The sequence below is a fragment of the Syntrophorhabdus sp. genome, from assembly GCA_012719415.1.
Taxonomy (GTDB): domain Bacteria; phylum Desulfobacterota; class Syntrophorhabdia; order Syntrophorhabdales; family Syntrophorhabdaceae; genus Delta-02.
This window is the reverse complement of the sequence record JAAYAK010000125.1, coordinates 1-11972: the sequence shown is the minus strand read 5'-3', so window position 1 is coordinate 11972 and position 11972 is coordinate 1. Positions and strand designations below refer to the sequence as shown.

Annotated in this window: 12 protein-coding genes; 8 read left to right on the top strand and 4 right to left on the bottom strand. The window is 58.1% G+C overall.

Annotation, left to right across the window (positions count from 1 at the left end; genetic code table 11):
- The 3 genes from GXX82_07845 to GXX82_07835 form a co-directional block, all read left to right on the top strand.
- Positions 1–411: glycosyltransferase (locus GXX82_07845; protein NLT22945.1), on the top strand; the 411-nt coding region annotated here is incomplete at its 5' end.
- Between the two features lie 351 nt (positions 412–762).
- On the top strand, positions 763–1026 hold the full coding sequence (locus GXX82_07840) for a type II toxin-antitoxin system RelB/DinJ family antitoxin (GenBank protein NLT22944.1): 264 nt from the start codon (positions 763–765) through the stop codon (positions 1024–1026).
- The gene (locus GXX82_07835) at positions 1013–1294 is read left to right on the top strand and encodes a type II toxin-antitoxin system YafQ family toxin (GenBank protein ID NLT22943.1); all 282 of its coding nucleotides are present in this window, start codon (positions 1013–1015) and stop codon (positions 1292–1294) included. The genes GXX82_07840 and GXX82_07835 overlap by 14 nt, the downstream gene beginning before the upstream one ends.
- Positions 1295–1385: 91 nt before the next feature.
- Here GXX82_07835 and GXX82_07830 read toward each other — a convergent pair whose 3' ends face one another.
- Together GXX82_07830 and GXX82_07825 are read right to left on the bottom strand one after the other, a co-directional pair.
- Positions 1386–2675: an HlyC/CorC family transporter gene (locus GXX82_07830; GenBank protein ID NLT22942.1), complete on the bottom strand. Its 1290-nt coding sequence runs from the start codon at positions 2673–2675 to the stop codon at positions 1386–1388.
- Positions 2675–6820 carry a CoA activase gene (locus GXX82_07825; protein NLT22941.1) on the bottom strand — a complete coding sequence of 1382 codons (4146 nt, stop codon included), beginning with the start codon at positions 6818–6820 and terminating at the stop codon, positions 2675–2677. The genes GXX82_07830 and GXX82_07825 overlap by 1 nt, the downstream gene beginning before the upstream one ends.
- 145 nt (positions 6821–6965) lie before the next feature.
- On the opposite strand from GXX82_07825, the gene GXX82_07820 reads away from it, so the two are divergent.
- From GXX82_07820 to hemC, 5 genes are read left to right on the top strand one after another with little or no spacing between them, the layout of a single operon-like run.
- Positions 6966–7241: an acylphosphatase gene (locus GXX82_07820; GenBank protein NLT22940.1), complete on the top strand. Its 276-nt coding sequence runs from the start codon at positions 6966–6968 to the stop codon at positions 7239–7241.
- Positions 7225–7869 carry a bifunctional precorrin-2 dehydrogenase/sirohydrochlorin ferrochelatase gene (locus tag GXX82_07815; GenBank protein NLT22939.1) on the top strand — a complete coding sequence of 215 codons (645 nt, stop codon included), beginning with the start codon at positions 7225–7227 and terminating at the stop codon, positions 7867–7869. The genes GXX82_07820 and GXX82_07815 overlap by 17 nt, the downstream gene beginning before the upstream one ends.
- Entirely contained in the window at positions 7866–8681 is an 816-nt protein-coding gene (gene ccsB, locus GXX82_07810) for a c-type cytochrome biogenesis protein CcsB (protein NLT22938.1), read from the top strand. The genes GXX82_07815 and ccsB overlap by 4 nt, the downstream gene beginning before the upstream one ends.
- A gap of 2 nt (positions 8682–8683) precedes the next feature.
- Entirely contained in the window at positions 8684–9982 is a 1299-nt protein-coding gene (locus tag GXX82_07805; protein NLT22937.1) for a glutamyl-tRNA reductase, read from the top strand.
- Positions 9945–10853 carry a hydroxymethylbilane synthase gene (gene hemC, locus GXX82_07800; protein NLT22936.1) on the top strand — a complete coding sequence of 303 codons (909 nt, stop codon included), beginning with the start codon at positions 9945–9947 and terminating at the stop codon, positions 10851–10853. The genes GXX82_07805 and hemC overlap by 38 nt, the downstream gene beginning before the upstream one ends.
- An 83-nt stretch (positions 10854–10936) precedes the next feature.
- Here hemC and GXX82_07795 read toward each other — a convergent pair whose 3' ends face one another.
- Both GXX82_07795 and GXX82_07790 read right to left on the bottom strand, forming a co-directional pair.
- The gene (locus GXX82_07795; GenBank protein NLT22935.1) at positions 10937–11206 is read right to left on the bottom strand and encodes an HU family DNA-binding protein; all 270 of its coding nucleotides are present in this window, start codon (positions 11204–11206) and stop codon (positions 10937–10939) included.
- Positions 11207–11360: 154 nt separating this feature from the next.
- Positions 11361–11795, bottom strand: coding sequence for a cupin domain-containing protein (locus GXX82_07790; protein ID NLT22934.1), 435 nt, complete (start codon positions 11793–11795; stop codon positions 11361–11363).
- Positions 11796–11972 lie beyond the last annotated feature (177 nt).

Here is an 11972-nt window from a genome sequence, read left to right as displayed (position 1 = left end):
TACCGGGAGAAGATGCTGAAGGAGGTATCGATAGACGAGAGGCGCGTCCACTTCATGGGGCTCGTCCCGTATGATACCCACCTCAAGACCCTTGAGGTGTCATCCGCCCACGTTTATCTCACTATCCCCTTCGTCCTCTCCTGGTCCATGATAGAGGCGATGGCGGCCGGGTGCGTCATCATCGGCTCGGCCACTGCACCCGTCAAGGAGATCATTGAGGACGGGCGTAACGGGCTCCTCGTCGACTTCTTCTCACCGAAGGAAATCGCGGACAGGGTGGACGAGGTGCTGGAGCATCCCGGGAGGATGGCACACCTGGGGGAAGCGGCACGGCGGGACATCGTCACGAACTATAACGTGAAAGACAGACTCGCCGAATACGAGAGACTGTGGCGGGGCCTGCTGACGTGATGTATCCGGTCTTGAGGTTGCAGGCCTCCTGTCTGCCCCACTCTTTGGGGACCTCAGCCCAAAGTATCAAAGTATCAGTTGATCGTCCTCACTGCAGAATAGACGCTCCTGGTTCCACTCGAACAGAAAACTGTGTGTATCGAGGGGCGACATATGCTGACCAGACATAGCATAACCCCAGTCTGGAGATGGTACGGAAACGGGTGAAGGACGTTGGAGAGGGCCGGGATAGAGATAACACGCGCCGAAGAGGTCTGTTGCAGACCTGGGATGTAGCACCGTCAATTATCGGCGGCTTGACTTTGCCTCTCCTCTGGGCTACAATGTAGCTCACGAGGAGGTTAGACAACCATGGCTGCCAACTCAGTCGTTCGCGCAAGAATTGACGAGCACCTGAAGGCCGAGGCGGAAACAGTGCTTGCTTCGATCGGTCTTACCGTTTCGGACGCTTTTCGGATGATGATCGTCCGCATCGTGAGGGAAAGGGCTCTGCCCTTTGAACCTCTCATACCCAACGAGACAACCATGGAGGCGATGAAAGCCGCCCGGAGTGGCGAGCTTGTGACTGCCGGCGCTCCTGAGAACCTCCTTGCGAAGCTCAATGCGGGAGATTAGATACACATCCCGCTTCAAGCGCGATTACAGACGTGAAAAATCAGGACGGCACGGCAAGACCCTTGACGCCGACCTTATGCACGTCGTCGACCTCCTCGCATCAGACATACCCCTGCCCATTCAGAGTGTCGATCACCCGTTGGTTGGCGAATGGGCCGATCACCGCGACTGTCACATCAGGCCCGATCTCATTCTGATCTACCGCAAACCTGACAATGAACACCTGGATCTGGTTCGCCTGGGCTCGCACAGCGAACTCGGTTTCTGATCAGATCCTGTCCCATTCCGACCGGATGCTCAGTTGCGTTTAGTTCAGAGCTCAGAGACTTCCAATCTCTTCCCCCTATTCCCCATCCCTCTCACTTCACCCTTTCGAACTTGACCTTCACTATCCTTCTGCCGTCTATGTCGACGACGGTGAAGCGGTGGCGGGCGTGGTGGATGATCTCACCGCCCTTGGCGAGGCCCTGGAGCTGGGTGGTTATGAAACCGCCTAAGGTCTCGTAATCGGGGGATTCGGGGAGGTCGAGGTTCAGGCGGTCGTTGAGGTCGCGGACGGAATAGGACGCGTCGATGAGGTAGGAGCCGTCCCGTTGGCGCTCGACCTTGTCGTCGACGTCGGTCTCGTCCATGATCTCGCCGAAGATCTCTTCCATGATGTCTTCGAGGGTGATGATGCCAACGGCCGAGCCGTACTCGTCGATGACGACCGCCAGGTGGCGGCGCGTGCGCTGCATCTGCTTGAGCAGGACGCTGACCTCCATGGTGGCAGGGACGAAGAAGGGGCGCTTCAGGATCTTCTCCAGCTCGAAGGGCTCCTGGGTCCTCCAGATGTGCCGTGTTATGTCCTTCTGGTAGACAAAACCGATGACGTTGTCGAAGTTGTCCCGGTACACGGGGTAGCGGGAGAACTCATTGCCTATGATGTAGTTCATGATGTTCTCCCTGCTGTCGTCGACATCGATGGCGTACACGTTGGGGCGCGGCACCATGACCTCCCTCACGGAGCGGTCGCTGAAGTGAAAGACCCTGTTGATCAGCTCCTCCTCGGTCTTGTCGAAGACGCCCTTTCGCCTCCCCTCTTCCAGGAGGATCTTGATCTCCGCCTCGCCGATATGGTCCTCCCCCTTGCTGAGGTTCAGGGTCTTGACGAGGAAGAGCGTCGTGACGGAAAGGAAGTTGACGAATATGGAAAAGACCCGCGACACCAGGTTGAAGAAGGGCAGGACGGCGAGGGCCGCCCTCTCCTTGTAGCTGAGGCCCAGGTACTTCGGGACCAGTTCTCCGAAGACGATGAAGAGATAGGTGAGGATACAGACGACGATCGCCACCGCGATGGATTCCGCGAAAGGCTTGAGAAACTCCACCCTGGCGATGACGGGCATTATGTGCTTCACAGCCATGAGGCCGCCGACCGCGGAGGCCAGGGTGCCGAAGAGGGTGATGCCGATCTGGACCGTCGAAAGGAAGCGCTCCGGGTTCTCCTTGAGACTGAGGAGCATCTCCGTCTTCCGGTCCTTCCTCTTCCTGAGGAGTTCCTTTATCTTGCTCTTGCGCGAGGCGACGATGGCCGTCTCGGCGGCTGAGAAAAGCCCGTTCAGAATAAGCAACACAATGATGATTATTACGCCGGTCAGCGGATCGTCCATCAATCTCTTATGTGCTCCCTCACCTGGTGCATGAACGCCTCCAGCCTTGTCAGGATGTTCGTTATGCCCTGGCCGTCGTAGGCGATGTTGATGACCGGTATGTCATGGTTCTGCTGGATGAGCCGCATGATGGCGCTCGACACGGTACCGGGCATACAGGTGAAGGGCATGGCGTTGATGATCCCCGCGACCCCCTTGCGGGCGAAATCGACGCTCTTCCCGACGGTGAGGACGGCCTCTCCCTCGAAGCTGTCGTGGATGTAGGGGCTCGCCTTTTCCAGGATGTCCTTTATCTTCGGCTCGGGCCCATACTTGATGAAGGGCACGAAGATGTCTTCCATCAGGTGCTCGTCCTTGCTCTGGATGTACTCGGTTATGACGAAACCGAGGACTCCGAGGAGGGTATCTCTTTTCCTGCTCTTCCTCTTGCCCGTGTAGTTGACGTAGGATATCCATTCGCACACGGGCGCGAGCCACACCACGCCTCCCAGGTCCTCGACCGCCCGTATGAGCTGGGAGTTGCTGAACTTGTTGGACCGTATGTAGATCTCGCCCACGAGGCCTATCGTCGGCCTCTTCTCCTGGCGGCGCTCTATGGCCCTGAACCTCCCGAGGACGTCCTTGAGCACAACATCGATGTCCTTCGCGCCCGTCTCGATGCACCGGCAAACCGCGGCAAGCGCCTCCGCGTAGACCGCATCCGTCGTTCCCGGCACTTTTTCATAGGGGCGTGTCTCGTGAAGGATCTTCGTCAGGAGGTCCACCGCCACAACGGCCCGCCAGCCGAGACGGGTGAACCTGCCCCCGACTATGTTGAATTCCTTGTAGAACCGGTGGTCCTGGTTGGGGGCGTAGATGGGAACACCGGCGAAACCGGCCTCGTCGAGGACCATCCTGTGGAAACGGTTGTACTGGCCGAACCGGCACGGGCCTTCTCCGGAAGGCATGAAAAAGGCACTCCGCTCAGGGTCGAAGCCCTCAGCGTGGACCGTCCTCAGCATATCGCCCGTTGTCAGGATGCAGGGGTAGCACTCCTTCCCCGAGGTATACCTGCGCCCCAACAGCACCGTCTCTTCCGTAGATTCCTTCATGACCTCCGCGTCCACTCCGCAGGAACGGAAAGCGGCGGCAAGGGCATGGGAATGATCCGACATGTAGGGCACGTAGATCCTCCTTCGCCGGCCGTCCATCTCGAAGGCTGTCGTCCTGCGCTCGACGACCCCGTCGTCGAAGCGGGCGTTGGTGATGCTGTCGAGGAACGCCTCGAGCCTCGTGACTATCCCCGCGTCGGCGCTGTGCTCGTCTATCTCGAGGGACAGGTAAGGCTTGTTGCCCATGATCCTTTTGAAGAAGTGGGATATGAAGGAGTCGGGACCACAGCCAAAGCTGGTCACATATACGGCATAGAGATTCCTGCTGCTCTTCACCGCCCGGGCCGCCTTCAGTATCTTCTGCCCGTAGCCCCAGTACATGTGCTCCAGATCGACGGTGTCCTCGATCATGTCGTTCACGGGCAGCATGTCCATGGGTATCGCCGGAACGCCCAGGTTCATCAGTTTCTTGTGGATGTTGAGGTTCGCTCCCGGGTCGGCACTGTTGTATGGCCTGCCGACGATGACCATGACCTTGTCGTCCTCACGCAACTCGTCGAGAAAGGCCCGGCCCATTTCCGTGAGGCGCCGGTAGAAGGAATCCTGGACGTGACGCGCCGCCTCGAAGGCCTTCTTCACGCTCCTTTTCGACTTGCCGAAGGGTTTGAAGTGCTCCACGAGGTTGGCGAGAACGGCCTCGTCGCCCTCCCCGAACCGGATGATGGGCGTCAGCACCCGGGCCTGCCTGCCATCGAAATCGATGGACCCCTTGATTGTGTACGGGAGAGACTGAGCGTAGGGACAGGCGAAGGAGTTTCTCGCGTGCTTCGAAGGCTTGCCGAGACTGATGACGCTGGGGATGAAGATGTTGTCGATCCCCTTCTGAAGAAGGTTCATCACGTGACCGTGGGCGAGCTTTATGGGAAAGCAGCTCTCCACGATGATATTCTCCACGCCGTCCCTCACGGTCTTCTTGTTCGTCACGTCGGAGACGACGACATGGAACCCCAGTTCCGTCAGAAAGCTCTTCCAGAACGGCAGAAGCTCGTGCATGTGAAGCACTTTCGGTATGCCTATCGTCGGATTTCCGGCCTCCCTGTCGTAGATCTCGTTGAGGATCTCCTCCCGCATCGAAAAGAGGTCCGCCATCTCCTTCTTCTCACCCCTGCGTACGACATCGTACTTCTCGCACCTGCTGCCGTAGTAGAGGGGCGTCTCGTTCTCGACGATGACCTTGCGTATCTCGCAGAGGTTCTCGCACCCCTTGCATTCGAAGGTCTCGACGGTGTAGGACCTCTTGCTGAGGTCAAACCCCTTGAATCCGCTCTTCTCCCAGGTCTTCTCCTTCATTGCCAGGATGGCAACACCGATGGCGCCCGTCACGTCGTGATGGGGAGGAACCGTTATCGGCATGCCCAGCACCTTTTCGAAGGCCGCGACGACGCCCTTGTTGAAGGCCGTGCCGCCCTGGAAGAATATCCGCCTGCCCACCCTCCTGTCGACGACGACCTTGTTGAGGTAGTTCTGGACGATGGAATAGGCAAGCCCCGAGACGATGTCTTCCCTGGCGGCGCCGCGCTGCTGCTGGTGAATGACGTCGGACTCGATGAAGACCGTGCACCGCTCCCCCATCTTCACCGGCTTTTTCGACGTGAGGGCCAGGGCGCCGAACTCCTCTTTGATGGAGATGTCGAGCCTCTCCGCCTGCTCTTCCAGGAAGGAGCCCGTGCCCGCCGCGCAGGCCTTGTTCATCTCAAAGTCGACTATCACGCCGTTGTCGATGCTGATGTACTTGGAGTCCTGGCCGCCTATCTCGAAAATGGTGTCCACTCCGGGGTCGATGGCTATCGCCGCCTGCGCCTGGGCGGTGATCTCGTTGCGGACAATGTCGGCGCCGATGAAATCGGCCGTCAGGTAACGGCCCGACCCTGTGGTGCCGGAGCCGACGATCTCCACCATGTCGCCGACCTCATCGCCTATCTCGGCAAGGCCCCTCTTGACCGCTTCGAGCGGCCGGCCCTCCGTCATGAGGTATCTCTTGGCGAGGACATTCCTTTCCTCGTCGATGAGGACGAGGTTCGTGCTGATGGATCCCACGTCCACGCCCAGATATACCTTCGTCTTTCCCGTCACGGGCTTCATGTCGTAGGCCACGTTCATGTTCGCGGCCGAGAGGGAGAGCGGCTCGTGGGTGGCCTCCTGCCTTTCCTCATCGAGATAGGCGATGAGCCTGTCAAGACCGGCAAAGGAGACCTTGAGGGACGGGTCTTCAAGGACGGCGTACACAGCACCCGCGGCGCCGATGGAGGTATAGTTCCCGGGAACGAAGAAGGTGTCCTCCGTCAGTTCGAAGACCTCTTTCAAGGCGGTCCTCATCCCGGCGTTCGCCGCCACGCCGCCGATGAACGCGACAGGCGTCTTCACGTCCTTGCCCTTGGCGATATTGCCCTTGAAATTGCGTGCCAGCGCGTAGCAGAGTCCCGCGACTATCTCGTAATCGGGTGTCGCTATCTGTTGGAGATGGATCATGTCCGATTTCGCGAAGACGGTGCACCGCCCGGCTATGCGGGGAATGTTCTTCGCCTTCAAGGCCACGTCGCTGAATTCCTCTATGGTGAACCTTAGCCGCGACGCCTGCTGGTCGAGGAAAGCCCCCGTCCCGGCGGCGCAGAGCGCGTTCATGGAAAAATCTTTGACGCGCAAGGGGACTCCCTTTCGCCCGGATGGCTCGAAAACGATCAGCTTTGAATCCTCTCCGCCGATGTCGATGACGCTTCCCGTTAAGGGGTACAGCTTGCCCATGGCCCGTGAAATGGCGACGATCTCGTTGACGAAAGCAGCCCCCACGAGGGAGGCGAAGACCTTCGCTCCGGTCCCCGTGGTCGCGATGAACTCCACTTCGTATGCTCCGGCCGCCTCCTCGATGGCCTCCTTCGCAGCGACAAAGGGTTTCCCCTTGTGACGGATATACTGCGACCTGACGATCTTTCCGTTCTCGTTGACAACTGCCACGTTAACGCTAACCGAACCGATATCTATTCCCAGCCTGTACATATCGCTTTCCCCCAAGTGGCCAACACAACTGGATTTTATGGGAATGTTGTGATAAGTATAATACAAAAAACCTTTTGCCAACAATAAAATGTTTATGGACGGGCGTTGGCGGGTTTTTCGGCATCCACGAGGCCGCTTTTTCACCATGCAGGCACGAGCGCATATAGTCGTACACGGAATAGTGCAGGGCGTCTTCTTTCGGTACAGCACCCAACGTGAGGCAGAGGGCCTCGGGCTGACGGGCTGGGTCAGGAACCTCCCCGACGGCGGCGTGGAAATAGTCTGCGAAGGTGAGAAAGACGCCGTCGAGAAGCTGGTTGCGTGGTCCCGCAGCGGCCCCCGGGGGGCCTTCGTCGAGACGGCCGACGTCTCCTGGGAAGATCATATCGGCAGGTTCCTTACGTTTGAGATCAGATACTGAGAAACATCATTACTATCCCCTCTTCCTCGACGTGACGGGGAAGGAGTGTCTTGTCGTGGGGGGCGGGACCGTCGCGGAGCGCAAGGCCTTGATGCTCCTTAAGTTCAACGCCTCGGTGACCGTCGTCAGCCCAAAGGTGACGAAAAAGCTGTCGGACCTCGCCGGCAGGGGTGTGCTGCGCCTCCTTTCGCGGAGGTACCGCACGGGTGACCTCGACAACGCTGCGATGGTTTTCGCCTGCACCGACGACAGGGACACGAACGGTGTCGTACGCGAGGATGCTGCGAAAAAGGGCGTTCTCATCAATGTCGTCGACAAACCAAAGGAGTGCGATTTCATCGTCCCTTCCATCATCAGAAAGGGGGACGTCACGATAGCCATATCCACGTCGGGGGTCCTCCCCATGGCATCGAAGAAGATACGCCAGACCATCGAAAAGACGGTGACGAAGGATTACGTCGCCTACACGCGCATCATCGGCGCCCTAAGACGGCATCTCATCGACACCGTCCCCGACCCCTCAAGGCGCAAAGCCATTATGAAGAGCATAGCCTCCATGGAGGTGGGCGACGTCGTCAGGCGCGGCCTCACGGGTATGAAGAAGACCCTCGGCGAAGAGCTCTCATGAACGTTTACCTCTATAACACAGCCCTCGGGCTCTACCTCGCATCCACCCTCGTCTATGCCGTGAGCCTCGCTTCGAACAGGCCGCGCTTCGAAAGGCCGGGGTATTACCTTCTTGCCGCCGCCTTCGTGGTCCACTTCGCCTCCACCGTGGCGCGCTTCTTCGAGGCCGGCTATACCCCCATCACGAACATCTACGAATCCCTTTCCTTCCTGGCACTGTGCATCGCCGGTTTCTTCATATACATACGGAAGACCTATCGCGTGGAGATGGTGGGGAGTATCATCGCGCCTCTTGTCTCTCTTGTCGTCATCATGTCGCTCGGCTTCCCGAGCGAGATACGGCCCCTCATCCCGGCGTTGAGGAGCGCCTGGCTTCCCGTCCATACCGTCCTTTCATTCCTGGGCAACGGGATATTCGTCGTCGGCTTCTTCATATCCATCCTCTATCTCCTCATAGAGAAGGAGATCAAGCGAAAGAGGTCCTTCCTCTTTTCCGACAGGTTCCCCTCCCTCGAGACCCTGGACAGGATCAACTACCGGTGCATGTCCCTGGGCTTTCCCTTCCTCACCGCGGGGATAATAACGGGCTCCATCTGGGCCGGTTTTGCCTGGGGTTCCTACTGGAGGTGGGACCCCAAGGAAACATGGTCGCTCATCACGTGGATAGTGTACGCCATCCTCTTTCATAACAGGCTCGCTCTCGGGTGGCGGGGAAGAAGGACGGCCTACATGATGATCATCGGTTTCCTTCTTGTCCTTTTCACGTTCCTTGGGGTCAACTTCCTCCTCAAGAGCCTGCACGCGTACGTGTGACCATGAAGAAACAGGCGATCGGCATACTCGGGCTCAACCACAACACGGCACCCCTCAACGTGCGGGAAAAACTCTACATCAAGGAAGGATCCATACCCGCCCTCCTGAGGATGCTCCGCGAAGAAGGCGTTCCGGAATCGGTCATCGTCTCCACCTGCAACAGGACGGAGATCTATTTCTCCGGCGAGGACTCTGAGGAGATGATGGAAAAGGTCCGTCGTGTCCTTTCCCGGGCCTTCACGGCACCCGATGACTGGTTCACCGCCTACACGTACGGCCTCTCCGGAGAAGAGGCCTTTCGCCATCTTTTCCTCGTCGCGTCGGGCCTCGACTCCATGGTCATCGGTGAGCCGGAGATACTGGGCCAGGTGAAGGACGCGTACCGCATTGCCGCCTCGGAGAGATCGACAGGTTTCTTTCTCAACAAAACCTTCCACAAGACCTTCAATGTCGCCAAGCGCATACGAACGGAGACGCGGATCGGATACAATCCCCTGTCCATCAGCTCCATGGCCGTGGAACTCGCGAAGCGCATATTCGGGACCCTCGACAAAAAAAGGATACTTGTCATCGGCGCCGGAGAGATGTGCGAGGTGGCCCTGAAATACTTTCAGAAACAGGGGGTCTCCGACATCCTCATCACCAACAGGACCTATGGCAAGGCGCAAAAACTGGCCGGGGAGATAATCGGCAAGGCCAGACCCTTCGAGACGCTCTTCGACCTTATCGTCGATGTCGACATGGTCCTTGCCTCCACGGGGTCCGAGGAACCCCTCATCGACCCCGCAAGGCTCCAGGCGGTGATGAAGAAGAGGAAGAACAGGCCCATATTCTTCATCGATATCGCCGTCCCCCGCGACGTCGACCCTGCCGTCAATGACATGGACAACGTCTATCTCTACGACATAGACGACCTCAAGGATCTCTCCCAGAAGCACCTCTCCGACAGGGTCCGTGAGTCCGAAAAGGCGCAGGTCATCATAGATGACGAGGCAGCACGGTTCTCCGAGTGGCTCAGGAAGGTCGACGTCAATCCTCTCATCAGCCACATCATGGCCCGGGCCGAGGAGATACGGTCGAAGGAGATGAAAAGGGCCCTTGGCAGGATGGGGGTCAGTGATGACGAGACGGTGAACAATATCGACACCATGACGAGGGCGCTCATGAACAAGCTCGTCCACCCTTACCTGGCGCTCCTCAAGGAGAACGGAGACCCTGCCGTGTTCGACACGCTGAAAAAGCTCTTTCAATTCGAGGACAACGATGAAGAAGACATGGATAGTGGGGACAAGGGGCTCTAAACTTGCCCTCAGGCAGACACAGATAGTGGTGGATGCGCTGAGGGAGGCCAACCCCGGCCACGAATTTTCGATACGGACCATCAGAACGACGGGTGACACCATCTGGGACAAGCCCCTCGCCGAGATCGGGGGCAAGGGCCTTTTCGTCAAAGAGATAGAGGAGGAACTCGTCCGCGGAGGCATCGACATTGCCGTCCACAGCATGAAGGACCTCCCCGCCGAGCTTGCCGGAGACCTTGTCGTCGGCGCCGTCATGGTCCGTGAGGACCCGAGGGACGCCTTCGTCTCGACCCGGCTTAAGAGCATACGCGAGCTTCACAGCGGTAGCCGCGTGGGGACGGGGAGCACGCGCCGGAAGGCCCAGCTCATGAGATACCGTGAGGGTGTGGATGTCGTCCCCTTGAGGGGAAACGTTGACACCCGAATGCGGAAGCTGACGGCGGAAAACCTCGACGGCATCATCCTTGCGGCCGCCGGGATACGGCGCCTGGGGCTCGAAAAGGTCATAACGGAGATGATCCCGGCGGACATCATGGTGCCCACGGCGGGCCAGGGGGCCATCGGCATCGAGATCCGCCGGGGCGATGAGGCAACCGGACTCCTCGGGGCGATCGATCATGACAGGACGCACCGGGAGGTAGCCATCGAGAGGGCCGTTCAGGCGGCGGTCGGAGGGGGGTGCAGCATCCCTCTCGGGATCCACGCGCGGATCGAAGACGACGGGATCGACCTCTCCCTCTCCCTGGGGAACGAGGAAGGGGTCATCCTCGTCCACGAAAAGCTCTCCGGGAAACCCGGCGGAGAACAGGCTCTCATCGAAAAAGCCTCACGTATACTGCTCAAACATATGGATACAGGTTATGGGTTATAGGTGATGGGTGATGGGTGATGGTGAAATTATAAATGCCTCCGACCGAAGTGCGGAGGCATTTATAAAAAATAGCTCGAATCTGATTAGATCGCGTCCTTGAGCGCTTTTCCTGCCGTAAATTTCGGAACTTTTCTTGAGGGGATCTTGATCTCTTTGCCGGTCCTGGGGTTTCTTCCCTTGCGGGCCTTCCTCTTGGAAACGGAAAAGGTGCCAAAACCAACAAGCGTTACGCGTTCGTCTTTCTTCAGTGCTGCCTTCACTCCATCGAGAAAAGCTTCCAAGGCCTTGCCGGCAGCGGCTTTTGATATCTTGGAACCTGCTGCCATTTTACTAATCAATTCTGCCTTTGTCATACATACCCCTCCTTTAGATTATTGTTTGACGCTGGTTTCCGAAGGTACCACCGTCTAGATAGTTTATACTCCCCTATTTACAAAATATGCAAGAAATTTTTTTTGAATTTGTGAAAAAACTTTCACATTCCGATTTCCGGCGTAATCCCCCTATTTACGCCCTTCCGTAGTCATCCTCCAGCCTTTCGATATCGTCCTCTCCGAAATAGTCTCCCGTTTGAACCTCGATGAAGACGAGATCGTCGGTCCCCGTGTTGTTCACCCTGTGCAGGAGTGCCCTGGGGATGTCGACGGAACCGTTCCTGGCAACGGGTATCTCCCTTCGGTCTATTGTGACAAGGGCGTCCCCGGCCACCACGAACCAGTGCTCATCCCTGTGCTTGTGCCTCTGCAGGCTCAAACGGCACCCCGGGTACACGACTATCCTCTTCACCTTGCAATCAGGCAGATCGGCCAGGACCTCATAATAGCCCCAGGGACGATAGTCTCTCGCCTTTCCCTCGTCCCCCGCCGGATGGATGGCATGAAACCCTTCACTTTTCCCATCACCCATGATCAATCCCCCGGAACATTCGGCGTGGGGCCTCATCCCAGACCGAGACCCCTTATTGCTACGATATCACACATGAATTATGGAGGCAACGGGGAGGGCTATTTTTTTGGGTCGTCCGTCACGGATTTGGAGACGATGATCTCTATCCTGCGGTTGCGTGAGCGGTTCTCGGCGGTGTCGTTGGGGGCCACCGGGTGGTACTCGGCATAGCCC